The sequence below is a fragment of the Microbacterium sp. NPDC064978 genome (assembly GCF_044543605.1).
Classification (GTDB): Bacteria; Actinomycetota; Actinomycetes; order Actinomycetales; family Microbacteriaceae; genus Microbacterium; species Microbacterium meiriae.
Genome location: NZ_JBITWF010000001.1, coordinates 102462 through 124451, shown reverse-complemented (window position 1 = coordinate 124451; position 21990 = coordinate 102462). Strand labels below are relative to the sequence as shown.

The window sequence follows — 21990 nt, the reverse complement described above, 5'->3', positions numbered from 1 at the left end:
CGCGTCAAACTGGACGGCGAAGACATCGTCGTCACACGAGCAGAAACGCAGGTTGCGCCTTGACGTTCAAGCCCACCCACGCCTCGGTCTCTCCCTCGGGACTCTACGGATTCGTCACCGACGCCTACCGTCCCATCCCTGACGAGCTCCGCTTCATGTTGGGACGCCTCGACGGGGAAACGAAGTTCACGTGCAGCATCTGGCGAGCGGAGAACCCTGAGAACGGATTCGTCACGCCGGAAGACCTGACCGGCTTCTTCATCCAGGCGGCGGGATCAGCAGATGGCATTACTGTCGAGGTCCGACTTCTTGGACCTGACGGCAAGAGCCACCTCTATACGATCGGGCGCCCTGAGCCCGTCGACGGGACGACGACGCTGATCCCGATCAGCCAGACCCGTGCGGTGCGCGTGTTCTCGAACGAGGTGTTCACGGCTGACGAAGCCGCGGTCATCTTCTACACCTACTACCTCACCGAAGCCGTCGCGCAGCCGTACGTCCTCCGCGAGCTCGACCTCAGCCAGGAGCTGTCGGAGGAACGATGAGAGTCTTGGAGACCGCCAGCACCGCCGCTCGCCTCTGGCGGTAACGGCGCTGGGCATGGCCCGCGTCAGAACTCGTCGGCGACGATCTCGGCCTTGAACCCCGCGGAGTTCTCCAGCCATCCGGCGTAGTGATCCGGCCCACCGGCGTGCGGGTAGCGCTCCGCGTACAAAGGCCGCCAGCCGTGCTCGGGTGCCGCCGCGATGATCGCGTCCACTCGGCTCGGCGTGCCCGCAGCGAAGGCGAGATGGTTCACGCCCGGAGCGCGACGATCGTGTGCGCTGCCGCTGAGGTTCGGGGATGTCGTGAGGGTGATATACGCGCCGCCCGCCTCCCAGGACTCGCCCTCGGGCCATGCGCCGGCCCGGACGAAACCGACCGCACCGAGCAGCCACCCCCACTCAGCTCGCGACGACACGAGGTCGGCGACCCAGACCTCCACGTGGTGAATCCCTGCCATCCGTCCAGTCTCCCAGCTCCCTATGGATCCCCCGTTGCAGGTGTCGGCCTCCACGTCAACCCCAACGCAGCGTTTTCTCTGCGCGGATACGGTGAAGACATCGTCGGGATACCCGGTCCCGCCAGTGGAGGACGCCGTGATCACCCAGGAAGCCCCGCCGACCGCCGCGCTTCTGGACGGCCGCTACCGTCTGGCAGAGGCCGTCGGCATGGGCGGGATGGCGACCGTGTACCGCGCGGAGGACATCGCCCTCGAACGCACCGTCGCGGTGAAGATGTTCCGCGAGTCCGACGACGCCGTCGTGCCGGTGGAGCGGGTGCACTCGGAGAAGGCGCTCCTCGCGGGTCTCAACCACCCTGGCCTGGTCACCCTCCTCGACGCGCACCTCGAGCCCGGACGACCGAAGTACCTCGTGATGGAGTACGTGCCCGGACCGACTCTGAGCAAGCGCATGGCACGCGCGACGGTCCCAGCGCGCGAGATCGCCACGATCGGGGCGGATATCGCCTCCGCCCTCCACGCCGTGCACAGCGCCGGCATCGTGCACCGCGACATCAAGCCCTCGAACGTCCTGCTCACCCCGCCTCTCGACACGAACGGCCGGTGGAGCGCGAAACTCGCCGACTTCGGGATCGCCTGCGCCATCGACATGTCCCGTGTCACCACTCCCGGCATCGTCCTCGGGACGCTGACCTACATGGCACCGGAGCAGTTGCGCAACGGCGACATCCGTCCCACGGTCGACGTCTACGCGCTCGGGCTCGTCCTGTTGGAGGCGCTCACCGGTAAGCCCGGCTTCGCGCCCACCCTCAGCGTCGAATCCGCCCTCGCCCGCCTCCACATCGCCCCCGAGATCCCCGCGGAGCTGGGGTCGGAGTGGGTCGGGCTGCTCACCGCGATGACCGCGATCGAGCCCGAAGCACGGCCGCATGCTCTGGAGGTCGAGGGCGAGCTGCGCCGGCTCGTCGATCTGCCTTCGACCGGAGAGGTCGCCACGGACGTCACCGTACCGCTTCCGGCGCTGACGGCAGGCGCCCTCCCCCGCACCCGCGCCGAGGCCCGCGCCCGTCGTCGCGTCGCGTCGGCGCACCCCGCGGCGTCCCCGGCCCGGCGCACGCGCCGTCGTCGCGAGTCTCTCCTCATCGCCGCGGTGGTCGTGCTCGGCGCGGTGACCACCGCCTCCGCAGCACTGGTCGGACACGGCGAGCAGGCCCTCGCCAGCTCGGGTGCCGTCTCCGACGGCGCGTCGAGGATCGTCGAGGACGTCGTGCCTTTCGAACCGGCTCCCACCGACACCGCCCCCGACCTGGCGCCGGCAGAGACCGTCGCGGTGGAGCCGGTGGCCGCGACCCCGGTGGCACCGGCGTCATCGGTCACCGAGTCGGCGCCGCATACGAGCCTGCCCGAGAACGCCGCACCGCAGGCGCAGGAGAACCGAGGCAAGAGCCCTGGCCGCGACGGCAACAACGGCAAGGGCAACAGCGGCCACTGACCCGACGCCCCCGACGCCCGCCGAGCCGGCGGGTGTCGCTGAGCAGCGCACGGGACCTGGTGGAGGAAGATCGAGTGTCGACTATCGACAGAGGGAGGGGACCATGCGTCGCAGGAAGTTGATCGCACCGCCGGATCCGGCACCGAGTGTGGCCGCGCAGCGACGGTCGCCGTCGAGCGTGGTCGCCGGCGCCAGGGCGAACCCCTTCATGTTCGGTCTCCTCGGTGCCCTCGGGGTGCTCGTCGCGCTCATGATCGGCGGCATCGTCGGCCAGCTCGCCACCGTGCTGGTCTACATCGGCGTCGCGCTCTTCCTGGCGCTCGGGCTTGACCCGATCGTGCGCTTCATCGAGCGCAAGCTCCCCCGTCCGGCCGCGGTCGCCGTGGTCGTGATCGGGGTCCTCCTCGCCTTCGCCGGGATCATCCTCGCGATCGTCCCCACCCTCGTGGAGCAGATCGGGAACCTCATCAAAGACGGTCCGAAGATGATCGAGGACTTCACGAACAGCGCCTGGTTCCAGGACGTGAGCGGACAGTTCGGCGGCACGATCAAGGACGCGGTCGACGGCGTGCTCGGCTTCGTGCAGAACCCGGACAACTTCCTCGACATCGGCGGCGGCGTCTTCGCCGTCGGCGCAGGGATCGCCGGTGGCCTGACGGGCGTCACGATCGTGCTCATCCTCACCCTCTACTTCATGGCATCGCTGCGCAGCATGAAGCGGGTGGCCGCGCGCTTCGTCCCCGCCTACCAGCGCGACACCTTCAGCGAGCTCCTGGAGGACGTCTCCAGTGCTGTCGGGCGCTACGTCATCGGTCAGGCGAGCCTCGCGCTCACCAACGGCGTCCTGAGCCTCATCTTCCTCACCATCATCGGAGCGCCGGTGCCGGCGCTGCTCGCACTGATCGCGTTCATCGGCTCGATGATCCCGCTCGTCGGAACGCTCTCGGCATCGATCATCATCTCGCTCATCTGCCTGTTCGTCTCGCCGACGACCGCACTGATCGCGATCATCTACTACCTGATCTACATGCAGATCGAGGCGTACGTGCTCTCCCCGCGGATCATGAACAAGGCCGTCGCCGTCCCCGGCGCACTGGTGGTCATCGCCGCGGTGGCCGGTGGAGCGCTCGGCGGAATCCTGGGCGCTCTCGTCGCCATCCCGGTGGCCGCGAGCATCATCATCATCGTGCAGAAGGTCGTCTTCCCCAATCAGGACAGGAAGAGGACGCCGCCGGCGGTGACCGTCGCCTGATCAGCGGACCAGGACGGCGCCCGGCTGCACCCGCACGGTGAACGCGTCGATCTCGCCGATCTCCTCGCCGTCGATCTCGAACATCTGCGGCGCGGAGAGCTGCACGCGGATCCGCTCCGCCGAGACGTGGGTGGTGGAGTCCGTGCTGACCGCCTGATCGACGTTCCCGATCATGCGACGGATGCCGTTGTCCCAGACGACCGAGCGGACGGTGTCGAGCCACTGCAGCGCGCCGTCGGAGCTGATGAGCAACATGTCGAGGAGCCCGTCGTCGAGGACGGCATCGGGCAGCAGACGGATGCCACCCTGGAGCATGCCGCAGTTGCCGACGAGCAGCGTGTGACCGCGCACCTCCTCCGGCTCGTGGTCGTCGAGCTGCAGCGTGATGTCCGTCATCTCGGTACCGGCCAGTGCGCGCCCCATCGCCTCGACGTAGGCGAGCCAGCCGGCGCGATCCTTGAGGTCGTCGTTGGTCTCCACGAGCATCTGCGCGTCGACCCCGAAGCCGACCATGACGGAGAAGGCATGCTCCTCGCCGTCGAACTCCACCCAGCCGAGGTCGATGCGGTGCGGCTCGGAATCGCGGATGTGCTCGAGCGCCGGTAGCACGCCCTCGAGCGGCACGCCGAGGTTGCGCGCGAGCAGATTGCCTGTGCCCTGCGGGACGATCCCGAGAGCGACATCGGTGCCGACCAGAGCCTCCGCGACCGCGCGGATCGTGCCGTCACCGCCGACCGCGATGACGAGGGCACAGCCCTCCTCCACCGCTTTCGCCGCGACGCCACGGCCGGGGTCATCCGGAGTCGTCTCGCCCCAGCGCACGTCGGCTTCCTCACCGAAGGCGATGGTGACGGCCTCGCCGAGGACATCCCGGTCGGACTTCGTCGGGTTCCAGATCACGCCGATGCGAGGAGAGGTCATACGCTCACTCTGAGCGACGGACGACGATCGTGCAACTCGACCGGCCGTCTAGCCGTAGAAGAGCTGCTCGAAGGTTCTCCGGGCACGCCGGGTGACGGCGAGATAGTCCTCTTCGAGCGGTGTCGCCGACCGGGGTGGATAGCCGAGCAGACGGGCCAGGGCATCCAGCTGACGGCGGTCAGCGGGCAGGACGTCGCTCGTCTGACCCGTGAGCAACGTGATGCCTGAACGGAGTCGGCTCGACAGCAGCCACGCCGCCCGGAGGCGCTCCGCGTCGTCCTCCTCGACGAGCCCGGCGCCGACCGCGGCGTCGAGTGCCTGCAGAGTCGACGTGGTGCGCAGGCCGGGGACATCGGTCGCGTGCTGCAGCTGGAGAAGCTGCACGAGCCACTCCACGTCGCTGAGAGTCCCCGGTCCGAGCTTGAGATGACGACGCGGGTCGGTCCCCTGCGGCAGCCGCTCCCCCTCGACCCTGGCCTTGATCCGCTTGATCTCCCGGAGCCCCTGGAGATCGACCGCCTCCGGGTACCGGATGCTGTCCGCGAGTTCCATGAACCGCCCGATGAGCTTCGCGCTGCCGGCGACACCGCGAGCCCGCAGCAGCGCCTGAGCCTCCCACGACAGCGACCAGCGACGGTAGTAGGCCGCGTAGGCGTCGATGGACCGCACGATCGGACCGTTGCGCCCCTCCGGCCGCAGACCCGCATCCAGGTCGAGCGGGAGGCGATGGTCGGTCAGATGCTCGCGGAGCCCCGCCACGATTCTCGTCGCCAGCTTCTCCGCCCTGCCCGAGTCGACACCGTTCGCGTCGTACACGTACAGGACGTCCGCGTCGGACCCGAAGCCGAGCTCCGCACCGCCGAACCTCCCCATGCCGATGACGGCGAAGTCGAGCGCTGCGTCCTCCGGCGGGACGACCTCTCGGAGAACGGCGCGGAGGCCGGCCTGGATCGTCGCATCCGTGATGTCGGTGAGCGCGGTGGCCACCTCCTCGATGGTGACGACGTCGAGCACCGCGGCCATGGCGGTGCGCAGGAGCTCGCGACGCCGCAGGGCGCGGACGGCCCGCAGCGCGTCGGCGACCGTCTCGTGACGCGTCTGGATCGCCCGCGCCTCCTCGTCCAGCGCCTGCGCGCTCCGCGGACGCAGCCGCTCGGCGCTGTCCAGCCAGGCCACCGACTCCGGGATCCACTCCAGCAGCTCGCCGATGTAGCGCGACGACGACAGCAGCCGGGTGAGGCTCTCTGCGGCGCCGGACGAATCCCGCAGCATGCGCAGGAACCACGATGTGTCGCCCAGCCGCTCGCTGATGCGGCGGAAGGCCAGGAGACCGTAGTCGGGGTCGCTGCCATCGGCGAACCAGCGCACCATCACGGGCATCAGGTGTCGCTGGATCGTCGCCTTGCGACTGATCCCGCGCGTCAGTGCCCCGATGTGCCGGAGGGCTCCGGCGGGATCGCGGAAGCCGATGGCCGCGAGCCGGTCATGGGCCTGCTCCGCGGAAAGGGTGCGCTCTTCCTCGGGCAGCCCGGCCACCGCGCTCAGCAGCGGGCGGTAGAAGAGGCGGGTGTGGATGTCGCGCACCTCGCGCCGGACACTCTCCCACCGGGCCCAGACGCCCTCCCCCGTGTCCGCCAGCTTCGTGCTGCGCGCCAGGATGCGCAGACCAGCGGGCGTCTTGGGCATGAGGTGGGTGCGGCTGAGGTCGCGCAACTGCAGACGGTGCTCCATGAGCCGCAGCACGCGGTAGTCGTCCGCGAAGGTGCCCGCATCAGCGCGACCGATGTAGCCGCCGGCGACCAGCGCGTCCAGGCTCTCCAGCGTGCCACGCGTGCGCAGCGACTCGTCGGTGAGACCGTGTACGAGCTGCAGGAGCTGCACCGTGAACTCGATGTCGCGCAGCCCGCCCGCGCCGAGCTTGAGCTGGTACGGGGCGTCCTCCGGGTCGATGTGCTCCATGACCCGCTCGCGCATGCGCTGGACGCTCTCGACGAACTCCTCTCTGGCGGCACTCGACCACACGCGCGGCTGCACCGCCTCGATGTATGCAGCGCCCAGGTCGGGGTCGCCCGCCAGCGGACGAGCCTTCAGCAGAGCCTGGAACTCCCAGCTCTTCGCCCACCGGTCGTAGTACGCGACGTGCGACGCGAGGGAGCGCACGAGGGCGCCCTGCTTGCCCTCCGGGCGCAGCGCCGCGTCGACCTCCCAGAGCGGCGGCTCGACCTCGATGGCGCTGAGGTTGCGCATGGTGTCCCTGGCCAGACGCGTGGCGATGTCGATCGCCTGCGGCTCGGAAAGCGCCTCTTCATCCGCCGTGCCGCCGACGAAGATGACGTCGACGTCGCTGACGTAGTTGAGTTCCCTCGCGCCGGCCTTCCCCATGCCGATCACGGCCAGTTGGGTGGCAGCGACGGCATCGCGACCGGCGGACGGGGCCTGGCGGGTGCGGGCGATCGCGAGCGAGGCCTCGAGGGCGGCGCCGGCGAGATCCGCGAGGGAAGCGGCGACCGCGGCGACGACCTCTTCGGGGCGCGAGTGACCGAGATCGAAGGCGGCGATCTCCGCGAGGTTCCGCCGATACGCGACGCGGAGCGCCACGACCGTCTCGTCGTCCGCCGCGTCGGCGAACCCGTCCTCCGCCCCAACGGCAGCGAGGAGGCGATCGCGCCACACATCCGCCGTGGGGAGCACGTCGATCGGTGCGGCCAGCACGTCCAGCTCGCCGGGATGCCGCAGGAAGAACTCCGCCAGTCCCACGGAGGCACCGAAGACGCGCCAGACCCGCCGGCGCGTCTCCTCGTCGTCCGCGAGCGCCCGCAGCGGGGCAGGGTCTCGTCGAGCGACCCGCAGCATCCCGCGAACGGCCGCATCCGGGTCCGCCGCGACGGCCGCCTCGAGCAGCATCGCGCGCGGCACGCCGAGCAGGCTCTCGAGCTCCGCCAGCGACGCCGCGGCCTCGCTCAGCTCAGCGAACCCGAGCCGGGCGAGGGCCGAGAGCGAAACGGAGGCGTCGGGGCGAGCCATGCCGTGCTCAGAGGAGCTCGAGGTTGTTCTTCAGCTCCAGCGGGGTGACCTGGCCGCGGTACGCCTCCCACTCCTTGCGCTTATTGAGCAGCACGTAGTTGAACACCTGCTCCCCCAGCGTCTCCGCGACGAGCTCGGAGGCCTCCATGTACTCCAGGGCGTGGTCGAGGCTGGCGGGCAGGGCGGAGTAGCCCAGCGCCCGGCGCTCGGCGTCGCTCAGCGCCCAGACGTTGTCCTCCGCCTCCGGCGGAAGCTCGTACTCCTCCTCGATGCCCTTGAGACCGGCGGCGAGCATGAGCGCGTACGCGAGGTAGGGGTTCGCCGCGGAATCGAGCGCGCGGTACTCGACGCGCGAGGACTGCCCCTTGTTCGGCTTGTACATCGGGACGCGGACGAGAGCGGACCGGTTGTTGTGGCCCCACGTGATGAAGCTCGGGGCCTCGTCGCCGCCCCAGAGCCTCTTGTACGAGTTGACGAACTGATTCGTCACGGCGGAGATCTCGTTGGCGTGCTTGAGCAGGCCCGCGATGAAGTGACGGCCCGTCTTGGAGAGCTGGTACTTCGCACCCTCCTCGTAGAACGCGTTCTGATCGCCCTCGAACAGCGACATGTGCGTGTGCATGCCGCTGCCGGGCTGACCGCTGAGCGGCTTCGGCATGAACGTGGCGTACACGCCCTGCTCGATCGCGACCTCCTTGATGACCGTCCGGAAGGTCATCACGTTGTCCGCGGTGGTGAGGGCGTCGGCGTAGCGCAGGTCGATCTCGTTCTGGCCGGGGCCGCCTTCGTGGTGGCTGAACTCCACGGAGATGCCGAGGTCCTCCAGCATGCGGACGGAGCGCCGACGGAAGTCGTGCGCGGTGCCGCCGGGGACGTTGTCGAAGTAGCCGGCGGAGTCGACGGGCACGGGTCCCTCGGGGCCGAAGGACGACGACTTGAGCAGGTAGAACTCGATCTCGGGGTGCGTGTAGAACGTGAAGCCCGCATCGGCGGCCTTCGCGAGCGTGCGCTTCAGCACATGACGGGGGTCGGCCACCGCGGGCTGCCCGTCGGGCGTGGTGAGGTCGCAGAACATGCGGGCGGTCGGGTCGATCTCCCCCCGCCACGGCAGCGTCTGGAAGGTCGTCGGGTCGGGCTGGGCGAGCAGATCGGACTCGTAGGTGCGGGTCAGCCCCTCGATGGCGGAGCCGTCGAAACCGATGCCCTCGGCGAAGGCACCCTCGACCTCGGCCGGCGCGATGGCGACGGACTTGAGCGTGCCGATCACGTCGGTGAACCACAGGCGCACGAACTTGACGCCGCGCTCCTCGATCGTCCGGAGGACGAAGTCCCTCTGCTTGTCCATGGCTACTCTGCGCCCTGGCCATTCTCCGCACCGAAGCCGCTGGAGGGCTTCGCGTCCCAGCCCTGCTCCGCGGCCTCTTCCTCGGCCCAGGCGCGCGACCGCTCCTTGAGCACCTCGGGGGCGCGGTGCGCCTCGGCTTCCGTGTCGAACGGACCGATGCGGTCGATGGACGGCGAGAGCATGCCGAACTCGACCTCGCCCGTGGCGGAGTTGTACCAGTACTTGTGATCGCCGTCGGTCATGGCTGCTCCTTCTTCCCGCGAGCGGTTGGGGTGATGTCATCGATCCTACTGGCGCGCACCGCGGTCGCTAAGCTATCGGCCATGGCAAAAGCGATCGGCGTCGACATCGGCGGCACGGGCATCAAAGCGGGAATCGTCGACCTCGAACACGGCACCATGGCCTCGGATCGGGTGCGGGTACCCACTCCGGCCGGCGCGGCGCCGGAAGACGTCCTGGTCGCGGTCCAGACCGTCCTGAAGACGCTGGACGTGCACGAGTCGACCCTTCCGCTCGGCGTGGCGTTCCCCGCGATCGTCAAGCGGGGAAAGACGCTCTCCGCCGCCAACGTCTCGAAGGAGTGGATCGACTTCGATGCCGAGCGCTTCTTCCGCGACGGTCTCGGCCGGAACATCGTCTTCGTGAATGACGCGGACGCCGCCGGCGTCGCGGAGGCCCGCCACGGAGCCGCCCGCGACGTGCTCGGCTTCACGCTGCTGACCACGCTCGGCACCGGGATCGGCTCCGCGTTCCTGTATGACGGCGTCCTGCTGCCGAACACGGAGCTCGGGCACCTGAACTTCCGCGAGTACGAGTCCGTCGAGACCTATGCGGCCACCTCGGCGCGCGAGCGCGAGGGCCTGAGCTGGGAGGAGTGGGCCGAGCGCCTGCAGGCGTTCTACTCCCACATCGAGTTCCTGTTCAGCCCCGACCTGTTCGTGGTCGGCGGCGGCGTGTCGAAGAACGCGGGCGACTTCCTGCCGCTGCTCGACCTGAAGACGCCGATCGTCCCCGCGATCCACCGCAACAACTCCGGCATCATCGGCGCGGCCTCGCTCGCCGGCGACTGACCCTTCGACGGCCTCAGGGCCCTTCGACGGGCTCAGGGACCCAACGAGACGCTCAGGGCCCTTCGACGGGCTCAGGGACCCAACGAGAGAAGGCCCCGATGACGGGAGTCATCGGGGCCTTCTGCGTTCGGGACGAATGGGCCGACCTGTACGCCGGGTTCTGTTCCGGGGTTCTTCGCCCCTTCGACGGCCATCTCTCTCGGCGACACGTTGCCGTGCCGCTCCAGCGGTCTACCCGAGGACTCGGCGAGCCGCGTCATCATCCTCTGTCTGACCTTGCTCCGGGCGAGGTTTACCTGGCGGGCCGTGTCACCACGGCCCCCGGTGGTCTCTTACACCACCCTTTCACCCTTACCCCTCGCGGGGCGGTCTGCTCTCTGTGGCACTATCTCGCGGATCACTCCGGGTGGGTGTTACCCACCGCCCTGCCCTGTGGAGCCCGGACGTTCCTCGGTGCGGTTGCCCGCCACGCGACCGTCCAGTCGACCCATTCGCCCGTCCAGTCTACGGGGCCTCACTTCTCCGCGGAGTCCGCGATGCGCAGGTCGAGGGGCACGTCGATCGGGAAGGTGCCGAACAGGCGGGTCGTCGCGACGGCGGCGGCATCGCGCACGGCGTCGGCGGCGGCCTCCGCGTGCTCCTGCGGCGTGTGCAGGATCACCTCGTCGTGCAGGAAGAACGCCAGGTGCGGTTCCCGGGCGAACGGCCCTGACGCCTCCGCGGCGCCGAAGACCTCGGGGAGCTGCGCCAGGCGGTGGCGGATCTCCGCGAGCCAGATGAGCGACCACTCGGCCGCGGTGCCCTGGACGATGAAGTTCCGGGTGAAGCGCCCCCACTCCCGCGCGCGGCGGCGGGCGAGGGAGACCACGGCGGGGTCGGCATCGGCGCCGGTGGCGTCGGCCTGCAGCCGCATCCACTCCGTGGACGGCCGCGGCGAGGAGCGACCGAGCCAGGTCGAGACGATGCCGCCGTCCTCCCCCACGCGCGCCGCGTCGTCGACGAGCGCCATCGCGCGCGGATAGACCTTCCGCAGCCGCGGCACCAGCCGCCCGCTGTCGCCGCTGGTGGCGCCGTACATCGCTCCCAGCACCGCGTACTTCGCCTCCTCGCGCGTCGCGACGGCACCGGACGCGACGACGCCGGCGTAGATGTCGCCGCCACGCGCCGCGTCCGCCATCGCCTCATCGGACGCCATGGCCGCGAGCATCCGCGGCTCGAGCTGGGCGACGTCCGCGACGACGAGTGCCCAGCCCGGATCCGCGCGTACGGCGGGGCGGAGGTTGCGCGGCAGCTGCAGCGCACCGCCGCCGGCCGACGCCCACCGTCCGGTGACGACGCCCCCGGGGATGTACACCGGACGGAAGCGGCCGTCCTGGACCCATTCCGACAACCAGGTCCAGCCGTTCGCGCTGAGCAGGCGAGACAGCTTCTTGTAGGCGAGGAGCGGTTCGATCACCGGGTGCTCGTGGGCGGACAGCTCCCACTTGCTCGTGGACTCCACCGACACGCCGACACGGTGCAGGGCCCGCAGCAGCTTCGGCTGACTGTCCAGATGCAGCGTGGGGTCGTCGAGCAGGGCCCGCACCTCGTCGCCGCGTTCCACCATCCGTCGGGGCAGCCCGCCCGCTGCCGGACGCGCACCCAGCGTCTCGGTGAGGATCGCGTCATGCACCCCCGCGTCCCAGGGCAGCCCCGCGACGCGCATCTCCTCGGCGATCAGCCCGCCGGCCGACTCCGCAGCGCAGAGCAACGTCAGGCGGCCGTCCGTTGCCTCCGCCATCACGTTCCGCTGCGCGCGGTACTGCTCGAGCGCCGCCGTGATCGCGTCTTCGCCCGACTCCTCATCGAGGACGTCGAACAGGGAGGGGGTGGTGTCGACCGGGTCGCGACGCTCCCAGCCCGCGGCCGGGGGCAGCGGGGTGTTCACCATGGCGGTGTCGCGCAGGATCGCATGGCAGAGGACGAGGTCGTGGCTGCGCGTGATCCGGACCCCGGCGTTCAGCAGCAGCGCGTAGATCTCCGCCGCACTGCGGATGATCCATCGCGGCGTGTCGGCGGCTTCGACCTCAGCCACCCAGCCGGCGAGTTCGGACGCGGGGAGGAGGGTGCGCTGCTGCTCCTCGTCATGCTCGTCCAGCTCGATCGCGGCGTACTCCCCCGCACCGAGGCCGATCAGCGCGAGACGTCGCTCCGGGCCCGACGCCGGCACCGTCACGGGCGGTGCGCGCCGGATGCGCTCACGACGAGAGTCCCGACTCCTCAGTGCGCACGAGGATGCAGCCGCACTCGGGGCACGAGACCACCTCGTCCTCTGGCGCGCGACGGATGTCGTTGAGATCGGTGCCGGGGAGCATCATCCGGCACCCCTCGCAAGTACCGCGGGTGAGGAGCGCGGCTCCGGCGCTGTTCACGGCGCGGCGATCATACTCCGCGAGCAGGGGCGCGGGAACCGTGGCGGCGACGGCCTCCCGGTCGCGCGCGAGCTGGGCGCCGAGCTCGGTCGCCGCAGCGACGTCGGCCTTGCCCTGGGCGGTGAGAGCGCTGCCCTCCGCGGTCGTCGCGTCCAACAGGGCCTGCTGCGCGGCCACGGCGGCGTCGGCCTCCTCGACCCGGCCCATGATGTCGAGCTCGGCATCCTCGAGGTCGCTCAGGCGCTTGGCGAGGCTGGCGAGCTCGTGCTCCAGGGCCTGCGCCTCCTTCGGATTGGTGGCTGCCGCGAGGCGCTGGGCATCGCGGTCGCGGCGCTGCTCGGCGAGCGCGACATCGGACTCCAGCCGCGAAAGCTCCGTGCGGGCGTCATCCCTGGCACCGGTCAGAACCGTGAGCTCACGGAGCTGCTCCTGCCGGATGGCGACGAGTTCGGCGATCCGGCCCGCCTGGCTCGGCCGGGTGCGGGCTCGTTCCGCCTGCGCGATGCGCCGGTCGAGGTCCGCGATGTCGAGCAGGGTGCGCTGGTTCTCCGGGGTGGCGTTCACGCTCTCAAATCTAGTCGCTGCCGGGCCGAGCGCCGCATCACCGGATGTCGCCGTCCACGTAGAACCACGTCCGGTCCTCCCGGACGAAGCGGCTGCGCTCGTGCAGCGATCCGCGCGTGCCGCCCTGACGCCAGAAGGCCTCGAACTCGACCACGCCCACAGTGTCGAAAGGGCCGCCCGCCACGCGATCCACGATCACCAGCCGTCGCCACTCCAGGTCCGCCTCGAAGGTGATCGCCTCCGGACGCGTATCCGGGTGCCAGGTGCGGAGCAGGTACGGCCCGTCCTCCCGTACGAACGCCGTGTACCGCGAGCGCATCAGCCGCTCGGCGGTCGGCGCCGGGGCACCGTCGAGGAGGGGTCCGCAACAGGCGGCGAAGGTGTCGCCGGAGGCACAGGGGCAGCGGGCGGACTCCGTCATGAGAGCGCGACGATCAGGGTCATGCCTGCCAGCATCGCGCACACCGGAGTCATCGTCCACCGCTCCGGCCGGCTCCGGGAGATGCCGTTGAGGACGATGCCGGCCAGGAAGTATGCAAAGAGCACCCATGTCAGCACGATGACCACAGCGGAACTCGCCCCGAGCAGCGCTCCGCTCCGGGCCAGCAGTACCACGGCGAACGCCGCGTACAACAGGATCGAGACGCCGCTCCCGACGCGCAGCCGCCGAGGCAGCACACGGTGGGCGCCTCCCCACGCGAGCCTGCCCCACGGCGCTCCGAGGATCAGGGCGATCTGGAAGAGGGTGAGCGCCCCCAGCAGCGCGAGGACGGTCGTCAGAGCGAGGGGCACCATAAGGTCCTCCGGAGAGTTCGGTCCTTCACGGAGCAAGCTCGACATCCGCGAGCCACGCGAGCGCCAGGTCGTGGGAGCGCAGCCCGTAATCGAGGGTCGCGCGGCGGTAGCGGTAGTGGTCCGCGACCTCGTCGGAAATCGTCACCGCGTCGAGTTCGTTCGCGAGAGCGCGCAGCCGCTGCTCATCCTCCACCAGGCGCGACCGGATCACCGCGATGCATGCCGCGCGCTCCGCCTCCGCGAGGTGCCCGAGAAGGTAGATGCGCGCGAGGATCACCGGCTCGGGGTCCGACCCGGTGAGAGCCGAGAGCATCCAAGAGCGCCATACCGTCCTGCCCTCGTCGGTGATCCCGTAGAACCGCTTGCGGCGAGCGCCGTGCATCGACTCCTCGGATCGTGCCCACCCCTGCTCTTCCACCTGTCGGAGAGCCCGCTGGATGCTGCCGAAGCTCGCGGCGTAGAACAGCGAGATGCCAGCGCGGAAGCGCTTGTGCAGGTCGTAGAGCGTCGCCGAACCGTCGAGGAGGAGCCCGAGAAGAAGGAACTGCATGTCTCATATATACCCTTGAGATATATATTCTGACAAGCTCTACGCTGGAGGCACGCCAACGGAGGAGCAACGATGACCACTGTCCCCACCTTCCGCGCCCACAACGGCTTCACCCTGCCGGCTCTCGGCCTCGGGACGTACCGCCTGAACGGCGACGCCGGAGCGGATGCCGTCGCCCAGGCCCTCCGTGCCGGATACCGGCTCGTTGACTCGGCCTTCAACTACGAGAACGAGGGCTCTGTCGGGCGCGGCGTCGCATCCGCAGGCATCCCCCGCTCCGAGGTCATCGTGACGACGAAGCTCCCCGGACGGCACCACGCCCGCGCGACGGCGACAGCCAGCATCGAGGAGAGCCGCTCACGCCTCGGCCTCGATGCGACCGACCTGCACCTCATCCACTGGCCGAACCCGAGCCAGGACGAGTACGTCGAGGCATGGACGGCTCTCGTGGACGCTCAGGCGCGCGGCGTCGTCCGCCAGATCGGCGTCTCGAACTTCCTCCCTGAGCATCTCGAGCGCATCGAGCGGGAGACAGGGGTCCGACCGGTCGTGAATCAGATCGAGGTGCACCCGTACTTCCCGCAGGAGGAGCAGCTGGCGTATCACCGCGAACGCGGCATCCTCACCGAGGCCTGGAGCCCGCTGGGTCGCGCGCAGGCTCTCCTCGACGAGGACGTCGTCCGCGAGGTGGCCGCCGCTCACGACATCACCCCGGCGCAGGCCGTCCTCGCCTGGCACGTGGCCAGAGAGACCGTCGCGATCCCGAAGGCATCCTCCGCGGCGCATCAGGCCGCGAACCTCGCCGCGGCCGCCGTGGTGCTCGATGACGCGGAGGTCGCTGCGATCACGGCGCTCGGACGCGCAGACGGGCGCCTGTTCGACGGTGACCCCGCCGTGCACGAGGAATCCTGAGTCACGACCGCTCAGACGCTCTGCGTGCCGAGGACGCGCAGGAACTCCAGCTTTCCGGCGGCCTCGCTGCCCGGCTGCGCCGTCAGGACGATGAGCGCCTGTGACTCGTCCTCCGTGAACAGCGCCTGACAGTCCACCTCGATCTCCCCCAGCTCCGGGTGGACGATCACCTTGTGCTGCTCGAAGCGACGGGCGACCTCGTGGGCCGCCCAGAGCTGCACGAACTCGGGGCTGCGCTCCGACAGGTCGGCCACGATCTCCCCGGCCCGCGACCGCGCGCCCATCGTTCCGTACGCCGCGCGCAGCGCCGCCACCAGTGCCCGGGACTGCCGGGGGTGATCGACCTCCCGGTACCGGCGTCGCTCCTCGTCCGGTCGCGCGAACCAGCGATGGATGCCGCTCCGGTCGAGGCCGGTCAGGGCGCTCGCGTCACCGATCAACGCCCGCGAGGCGTCGTTCTGCACCAGCACCTCGTCGAGAGGCGAGACCACGAACGCCGGGGTGTCGTGCAGACGATCGAGCACGCGGAGGATGCCGGGTCGGACGTAATCGGTGACCACCGTCCGATCGGGTGCACTGAGCCCGCTCAGTCGGTACAGGTAGTCGCGCTCGTCGGATGACAGACGCAGGGCACGAGCGAGGGCGGCGAGGATCTGCGCGCTCGGCTGCGGGCCCCGACGCTGCTCGAGACGTGTGTAGTAGTCCGTCGACATGGTCGCCAGCTGCGCGACCTCCTCCCGCCGCAGTCCCGCCGTCCGCCGACGCGGCCCCTCAGGCAGCCCCACATCGGCGGGACGGAGCGCCTCCCGACGGCGCAGGAGGAAGTCGGCCAGGGCATCGCGATCCATCCGTGCAGTATCCCCCGGACGCCGGACGGGATCCAGGGACCGCCGATCCCCCGATCAGCCGTCTCTGGAACGGCGCCGGTGCAGCGCCGAGGCTGAGGTCATGGACATCACCGGAAACACCATCTTCATCCCCGGCGCGACGAGCGGGATCGGTCTGGCGCTGGCACTCCGACTGCAGGAGCGCGGCAACACCGTGATCGTGGGAGGGCGACGAGAGGACCGGCTGGCCGCGATCGCCGCCGAGCATCCCGGACTCCGCACCGTCCGCATCGACACCACGGACCCGGGAAGCATCGACGAGGCCGCGGCCGCGGTCCTCGTCGCGCACCCGACACTGAACGTGCTCATCACGATGGCGGGCATCATGCGCGCGGAGGACTGGACCACGCCGGCCGGATTCCTGTCCACCGCCGAGGCGACCGTCACGACGAACATCCTCGGCCCGATCCGTCTCATCGCCGCCTTCATCGAGCACCTGCGAGCCCAGCCCGCGGCGACCATCATGACCGTCTCCTCCGGTCTCGCCTTCGCGCCCCTGAAGGTCACGCCCACGTACAACGCGAGCAAGGCGGCGATCCACATGCTCAGCGAGTCGCTCCGGCTCCAGCTCGCGGGGACGACCGTCGCGGTGCAGGAGCTCGAACCGCCGGCGGTGCGCACGGATCTCATGCCCGGGCACGCGGAGAACGATGCTGCTCTGCCCCTCGACGCGTTCATCGACGAGGTCATGTCCCTCATCGAGACCCAGCCCGACGCGACCGAGATCCAGGTCGAGCGGGTGAAGTTCCTCCGCTACGGCGAGGCTCGTGGCGACTACGACGAGGTCGTCGCGGTGCTCAACCGCACCGATCCGCACGGTCGGTGAACGCGGTGGGTGGCCGGCCGCCCCACCGCCGTCACGCCTGCAGGGACGCGGCGACCGCGGTGAGCGCCTCGGCGGACTGCCGCAGCAGTCCGAGCTCCCGATCCGAGAACGCGGTCGTGCGGATCGGCACCGCGCCGGCGGCGCTGACGATCGACGGAACGGACAGGGCGACGCCGTCGATCCCGTGGAAGTCGTGGAGCACCGTGCTCACCGGCATCACCGCATGCTCGTCCCGGAGGATCGCCTCCACGATGCGCGCACTGGAGAGTCCGATCGCATAGTTGGTGGCGCCCTTCCCCTGGATCACCTTGTAGGCGGCGTCGCGGACGTCGACGGCGATCTCGTCCAGCTCCTCCAGGGTGAAGCGCGGGTGGTCCGGGGTCTCCCAGTCGAGGATCGGGACCGTGCCGATCGTCGCCCGCGACCAGAGCGGGAACTCGGTGTCGCCGTGCTCTCCGATGATGTGGGCGTGCACGCTCGCCGTGGACACTCCCGCCCGCTCCCCCAGCTTCCAGCGCAGCCGAGACGTGTCGAGCACGGTGCCCGACGCGAAGATGCGCTCCGGCGGCAGTCCGGTCTCCTGCTGCGCGATGACCGTGAGCACGTCGCACGGGTTCGTGACGATGACGTAGACGGCGTTCGGCGCGACGGCGAGCAGCTCCGGCATCATGCGCCGGATGATGCCGGCGTTCACCCCGGCGAGCTCGGTGCGCGTCTGTCCAGGGTTCTGTTTCGCTCCCGCGGTGATGACCACGACATGGGAACCTGCGGCCACGGAGATGTCACTTCCGCCGATGATGTCGCTGCTGCCCGTGAACTGCGTGCCGTGCGCGAGGTCCAGCACCTCGGCCTCGACCTTCTCGGTCGCGATGTCGTACAGGGCGACGTGGCGTGCCGAGCCACGGATGAGCGCGGCGTAGGCGACGCTGGACCCCACGCTTCCCGCGCCGACGACGGTGAGCTTCGAGTTCTCGATGATCTCCATGCGCCCATCCTGACAGCGCGGGCGCTGTGACGGCAGGGGTCTCGCCGGGAGAATCGCAGCGTCATCACACCGCCGCGGCGACCGCCTCTGCTGCGGTCCGATGGGTGAACCGGAAGCCGGACTGCTCCAGCACTTCCGGCCGCACATCGGCGTCGGGGAGCAGCAACGACTCGGCGGCATCGCCGAGGGCGAGGCGCAACGCCCACCGGGGAGCGGGCAGCCAGAACGGCCGGTGCATCCGCTGCGCGAGCGCGCGGCCGATCTCATTGGCTGATGCCCTCGTGGGTCCGGCGAGATTGACGGGCCCCGCGAGCTTCTCATCGAGGACATGGCGGATGCCGCGCACCTCGTCCTCCAAGGAGATCCACGGCCAGATCTGCGTGCCCGTCCCCAGAGGGCCGGCGACGCCGAGCTTCGTGAGCGTGATCATCGGACGGAGCACACCCCGGCGATGGATCACCGGTGCCGTCCGCAGCAGGGCGACCCGCGTGTGGTCCTCGGCGCGCCGCGCCGCGGTCTCCCACCGCACGGTGAGGTCGGCGAGGAAGGTGCTGCCGGGTCCGGAGTGCTCGGTGAGCACCTCGCCCGGCGCCGATCCGTAGTAGCCCACGGCCGAGGCGGAGACGAAGGCAGGCGCGTCGGTGCGCAGGGCGCGCAGCGCGGTGGTGAGCGTGTTCGTCGCGTCGAGCCGCGATTCGACGAGCTGGCGGCGATACCCGCGCGTCCACGGCAGGCGTCCGACGCTCGCACCGCCGAGGGCCACGACGGCCTCGGCGCCGGCGAGAACATCCGGGTCGAGGGCTGCGTCGCCCGGCGCCCACTCGACCTCGCCCTCCGCCTGCGGGGCCCGTCGCACCAAGGTGCTCACGTCGATCCCGTCGGCGCGGAGCGCGGCGGTGAGCGCGGATCCGATGAGGCCCGATGCCCCACTGATGACGATGCGTCGCTCCATTGCCGCTCCCCGCTGCAAACGATACGGGTGGGCCCTGCCGGGATCGAACCGACGACATCCACGGTGTAAACGTGGCGCTCTACCAGCTGAGCTAAAGGCCCTGGTGCGCTCAGTCTATCCGGGCGCGGATGCGCACCCGTGTCGTGGAAGAGGGCTAGGCTGAGGTCGGCGCGCGTTGTGCACGGCCGACAAGGCTGCCCGTGTCGCTTCCCGTTTCCTTGGCATGACCTGCCAGCTTGACGAAAGGTTCCCCCGTGACCGTCCACGACCAGGATCCGTACTCTCAGGGCCCCCTCGACAGCGATCCGGAAGAGACCGGTGAGTGGCAGCAGTCGCTCGACGAGCTGGTGGACGCCAAGGGCCACGGCCGCGGGCGCGAGATCATGCTCAGCCTGCTCAAGCGCTCCAAGGAACTGCACCTTAACGTGCCGATGGTTCCGACCACCGACTACATCAACACCATCGCCCCGGAGAACGAGCCCGAGTTCCCCGGCGACGAAGAGGTCGAGCGCCGCTACCGCGCCTGGATCCGCTGGAACGCCGCCATCACGGTGCACCGCGCCCAGCGCCCCGGCATCGGCGTCGGCGGTCACATCTCGACCTACGCGTCCTCCGCGGCGCTGTACGAGGTGGGCTTCAACCACTTCTTCAAGGGCGCGGACCACCCCGGTGGTGCCGACCAGATCTTCATCCAGGGCCACGCCTCCCCCGGCACCTATGCCCGCTCGTTCCTCGAGGGTCGCCTGACCGAGGACCAGCTCGACGGCTTCCGCCAGGAGAAGTCGCACGCGCCGAACGGCATCCCGTCGTACCCGCACCCGCGCCTCATGCCGGAGTACTGGCAGTTCCCGACGGTGTCGATGGGCCTCGGCCCGATCAACGCCATCTACCAGGCGATGTCGAACAAGTACCTCGAGAACCGCGGCATCAAGGACACCTCGCAGTCGCACGTCTGGGCCTTCCTCGGCGACGGCGAGATGGACGAGGTCGAGAGCCGCGGTCAGCTCCAGGTCGCCGCGAACGAGGGTCTCGACAACCTCACCTTCGTCGTCAACTGCAACCTGCAGCGCCTTGACGGCCCGGTGCGCGGAAACGGCAAGATCGTCCAGGAGCTCGAGTCGTTCTTCCGCGGCGCGGGCTGGAACGTCATCAAGGTCGTCTGGGGCCGGGAGTGGGACGACCTGCTCGCCCGCGACACCGAGGGCGCGCTGCTCAACCTCATGAACGTCACCCCCGACGGGGACTACCAGACGTACAAGGCCGAGTCCGGCGCCTACATCCGTGAGCACTTCTTCGGCCGCGACGAGCGCACCGCCGCCCTGGTCAAGGACTACTCCGACGACGACATCTGGAACCTGAAGCGCGGTGGCCACGACTACCGCAAGGTCTACGCCGCCTTCAAGGCCGCGACCGAGCACAAGGGCAAGCCGACCGTCATCCTCGCGAAGACCGTCAAGGGCTACGGGCTCGGCCCGCAGTTCGAGGGCCGCAACGCGACCCACCAGATGAAGAAGATGACGCTGGACAACCTCAAGACGTTCCGCGACGCGATGCACATCCCGATCACGGACGCGCAGCTCGAGGAGAACCCGTACCTGCCCCCGTACTACAACCCGGGACCGCAGGACGAGACGATCCAGTACATGCTCGAGCGCCGCAAGGCCCTCGGCGGCTTCCTCCCGGAGCGCCGTTCGACCCACGTGGGCCTCTCCCTGCCCGAGGACAACGCCTACGCGCTGCCGAAGAAGGGCTCCGGCACGCAGGAGATCGCCACGACCATGGCGTTCGTCCGCCTGCTGAAGGACCTGCTGCGCTCGAAGGAGTTCGGCCACCGGATCGTGCCGATCATCCCCGACGAGGCGCGCACGTTCGGCATGGACGCGTACTTCCCGACCGCGAAGATCTACAACCCCAACGGCCAGCACTACACCTCGGTCGACCGGGAGCTGCTGCTCGCCTACAAGGAGAGCCCGCAGGGCCAGATCGTCCACGTCGGCATCAACGAGGCCGGCGCCGTCGCGGCGTTCACCGCAGCGGGCACCTCGTACGCCACGCACGGCGAGCCGCTGATCCCGATCTACATCTTCTACTCGATGTTCGGTTTCCAGCGCACCGGCGACGCCCAGTGGGCGGCCGGCGACCAGATGGCCCGCGGTTTCATCATCGGCGCCACCGCCGGACGCACGACCCTGACGGGTGAGGGCCTCCAGCACGCCGACGGCCACTCGCACCTGCTCTCCTCCACCAACCCGGCGACGGTCTCCTACGACCCCGCGTACGGCTACGAGATCGCACACATCATGCGTTCCGGTCTCGAGCGGATGTACGGCGGGCAGCACGAGGACCCGAACGTCATGTACTACCTCACGGTGTACAACGAGCCGATGGTGCAGCCCGCCGAGCCGGCCGACGTGGACGTGGACGGCATCGTCCGCGGGATCCACCGCGTCTCCGTCGGCGAGGGCGACGGCCCCCGTGCGCAGCTCTTCGCCTCCGGCGTCGGTCTGCCGTGGGCGCTCGAGGCGCAGGAGCTGCTGAAGAAGGACTGGGGCGTCGTCGCCGACGTGTGGTCGGTCACCTCGTGGACCGAGCTGCGCCGCGACGGCCTCGCCGCCGACGAGCACAACTTCCTCCACCCGGAGCAGGAGCCGCGCACCGCGTACCTCACGCAGAAGCTCCAGGGCGCCGAGGGTCCCGTCGTCGCGGTCAGCGACTTCATGCACGCCGTGCAGGACCAGATCCGCCCGTGGGTTCCGAACCGCTTCGCCACGCTCGGCGCCGACGGCTTCGGGTTCTCGGACACCCGTGCCGCGGCACGCCGCTTCTTCAAGATCGACGGACCGTCGATCGTCGTGCGCACGCTGCAGGCACTGGCCGAGGAGGGCAAGGTCGACCGCGGCCTCTCCGCTCAGGCCATCGAGAAGTACCGCCTGCACGACGTGAACGCCGGCACGAGCGGCAACGCAGGCGGCGAAAGCTGAGCCCTCGGTGACAGCTGCCT

Annotated in this window: 20 protein-coding genes, 1 tRNA gene and 1 other RNA gene; 7 read left to right on the top strand and 15 right to left on the bottom strand. The window is 69.8% G+C overall.

Annotation, left to right across the window (positions count from 1 at the left end):
- The first annotated feature begins 59 nt into the window (after positions 1–59).
- Complete coding sequence (locus tag ACIGJI_RS00615) at positions 60–545, top strand: hypothetical protein (protein WP_363443764.1); 486 nt, start codon at positions 60–62, stop codon at positions 543–545.
- A gap of 65 nt (positions 546–610) precedes the next feature.
- Here ACIGJI_RS00615 and ACIGJI_RS00610 read toward each other — a convergent pair whose 3' ends face one another.
- Positions 611–1003: a VOC family protein gene (locus ACIGJI_RS00610; RefSeq protein ID WP_363443761.1), complete on the bottom strand. Its 393-nt coding sequence runs from the start codon at positions 1001–1003 to the stop codon at positions 611–613.
- Between the two features lie 136 nt (positions 1004–1139).
- On the opposite strand from ACIGJI_RS00610, the gene ACIGJI_RS00605 reads away from it, so the two are divergent.
- The gene (locus ACIGJI_RS00605) at positions 1140–2495 is read left to right on the top strand and encodes a serine/threonine-protein kinase (protein ID WP_363443758.1); all 1356 of its coding nucleotides are present in this window, start codon (positions 1140–1142) and stop codon (positions 2493–2495) included.
- A gap of 103 nt (positions 2496–2598) precedes the next feature.
- Complete coding sequence (locus tag ACIGJI_RS00600) at positions 2599–3747, top strand: AI-2E family transporter (protein WP_363443755.1); 1149 nt, start codon at positions 2599–2601, stop codon at positions 3745–3747.
- On the opposite strand, the gene ACIGJI_RS00595 is transcribed toward ACIGJI_RS00600, so the two are convergent.
- From ACIGJI_RS00595 to ACIGJI_RS00580, 4 genes are read right to left on the bottom strand one after another with little or no spacing between them, the layout of a single operon-like run.
- On the bottom strand, positions 3748–4668 hold the full coding sequence (locus ACIGJI_RS00595) for a diacylglycerol kinase family protein (RefSeq protein ID WP_187661590.1): 921 nt from the start codon (positions 4666–4668) through the stop codon (positions 3748–3750).
- A 48-nt stretch (positions 4669–4716) separates the two neighbouring features.
- Positions 4717–7692: a bifunctional [glutamine synthetase] adenylyltransferase/[glutamine synthetase]-adenylyl-L-tyrosine phosphorylase gene (locus ACIGJI_RS00590; RefSeq protein ID WP_363443752.1), complete on the bottom strand. Its 2976-nt coding sequence runs from the start codon at positions 7690–7692 to the stop codon at positions 4717–4719.
- Between the two features lie 7 nt (positions 7693–7699).
- Positions 7700–9037: a type I glutamate--ammonia ligase gene (glnA, locus tag ACIGJI_RS00585; protein ID WP_025103603.1), complete on the bottom strand. Its 1338-nt coding sequence runs from the start codon at positions 9035–9037 to the stop codon at positions 7700–7702.
- Positions 9038–9039: 2 nt separating this feature from the next.
- Positions 9040–9279, bottom strand: a complete 240-nt coding sequence (locus ACIGJI_RS00580; protein ID WP_363443749.1) for an SPOR domain-containing protein — start codon at positions 9277–9279, stop codon at positions 9040–9042.
- Between the two features lie 81 nt (positions 9280–9360).
- Here ACIGJI_RS00580 and ppgK point away from each other — a divergent pair, with 81 nt between their 5' ends.
- Complete coding sequence (gene ppgK / locus ACIGJI_RS00575; protein WP_025103605.1) at positions 9361–10107, top strand: polyphosphate--glucose phosphotransferase; 747 nt, start codon at positions 9361–9363, stop codon at positions 10105–10107.
- 133 nt (positions 10108–10240) lie between these two features.
- Here the strand turns inward: ppgK and rnpB are convergent.
- The 6 genes from rnpB to ACIGJI_RS00545 form a co-directional block, all read right to left on the bottom strand.
- An RNA gene (rnpB, locus tag ACIGJI_RS00570) (RNase P RNA component class A) lies at positions 10241–10597 on the bottom strand.
- A gap of 24 nt (positions 10598–10621) precedes the next feature.
- On the bottom strand, positions 10622–12322 hold the full coding sequence (locus ACIGJI_RS00565; RefSeq protein ID WP_363443746.1) for a bifunctional 3'-5' exonuclease/DNA polymerase: 1701 nt from the start codon (positions 12320–12322) through the stop codon (positions 10622–10624).
- 22 nt (positions 12323–12344) lie between these two features.
- Positions 12345–13082: a zinc ribbon domain-containing protein gene (locus tag ACIGJI_RS00560; protein WP_259952445.1), complete on the bottom strand. Its 738-nt coding sequence runs from the start codon at positions 13080–13082 to the stop codon at positions 12345–12347.
- Positions 13083–13119: 37 nt separating this feature from the next.
- Positions 13120–13503: a YchJ family metal-binding protein gene (locus tag ACIGJI_RS00555; RefSeq protein WP_363443743.1), complete on the bottom strand. Its 384-nt coding sequence runs from the start codon at positions 13501–13503 to the stop codon at positions 13120–13122.
- Positions 13500–13877 carry a hypothetical protein gene (locus ACIGJI_RS00550; protein WP_363443740.1) on the bottom strand — a complete coding sequence of 126 codons (378 nt, stop codon included), beginning with the start codon at positions 13875–13877 and terminating at the stop codon, positions 13500–13502. The genes ACIGJI_RS00555 and ACIGJI_RS00550 overlap by 4 nt, the downstream gene beginning before the upstream one ends.
- 25 nt (positions 13878–13902) lie before the next feature.
- Positions 13903–14427: a helix-turn-helix transcriptional regulator gene (locus ACIGJI_RS00545; protein ID WP_363443737.1), complete on the bottom strand. Its 525-nt coding sequence runs from the start codon at positions 14425–14427 to the stop codon at positions 13903–13905.
- Between the two features lie 72 nt (positions 14428–14499).
- On the opposite strand from ACIGJI_RS00545, the gene ACIGJI_RS00540 reads away from it, so the two are divergent.
- Entirely contained in the window at positions 14500–15339 is an 840-nt protein-coding gene (locus ACIGJI_RS00540) for an aldo/keto reductase (RefSeq protein WP_363443734.1), read from the top strand.
- A gap of 11 nt (positions 15340–15350) precedes the next feature.
- On the opposite strand, the gene ACIGJI_RS00535 is transcribed toward ACIGJI_RS00540, so the two are convergent.
- Positions 15351–16187, bottom strand: coding sequence for a helix-turn-helix transcriptional regulator (locus ACIGJI_RS00535; RefSeq protein ID WP_187661597.1), 837 nt, complete (start codon positions 16185–16187; stop codon positions 15351–15353).
- 100 nt (positions 16188–16287) lie between these two features.
- Here ACIGJI_RS00535 and ACIGJI_RS00530 point away from each other — a divergent pair, with 100 nt between their 5' ends.
- Positions 16288–17052, top strand: coding sequence for an SDR family NAD(P)-dependent oxidoreductase (locus ACIGJI_RS00530; RefSeq protein WP_363443731.1), 765 nt, complete (start codon positions 16288–16290; stop codon positions 17050–17052).
- A 31-nt stretch (positions 17053–17083) separates the two neighbouring features.
- Here the strand turns inward: ACIGJI_RS00530 and ACIGJI_RS00525 are convergent, their stop codons facing one another.
- The 3 genes from ACIGJI_RS00525 to ACIGJI_RS00515 form a co-directional block, all read right to left on the bottom strand.
- On the bottom strand, positions 17084–18037 hold the full coding sequence (locus ACIGJI_RS00525) for an L-lactate dehydrogenase (protein WP_363443728.1): 954 nt from the start codon (positions 18035–18037) through the stop codon (positions 17084–17086).
- A gap of 64 nt (positions 18038–18101) precedes the next feature.
- On the bottom strand, positions 18102–18989 hold the full coding sequence (locus ACIGJI_RS00520) for a TIGR01777 family oxidoreductase (protein ID WP_315637698.1): 888 nt from the start codon (positions 18987–18989) through the stop codon (positions 18102–18104).
- Between the two features lie 28 nt (positions 18990–19017).
- Positions 19018–19090, bottom strand: a tRNA-Val gene (locus tag ACIGJI_RS00515).
- Between the two features lie 153 nt (positions 19091–19243).
- On the opposite strand from ACIGJI_RS00515, the gene aceE reads away from it, so the two are divergent.
- The gene (gene aceE / locus ACIGJI_RS00510; protein WP_363443722.1) at positions 19244–21970 is read left to right on the top strand and encodes a pyruvate dehydrogenase (acetyl-transferring), homodimeric type; all 2727 of its coding nucleotides are present in this window, start codon (positions 19244–19246) and stop codon (positions 21968–21970) included.
- The last annotated feature ends 20 nt before the right edge of the window (positions 21971–21990 follow it).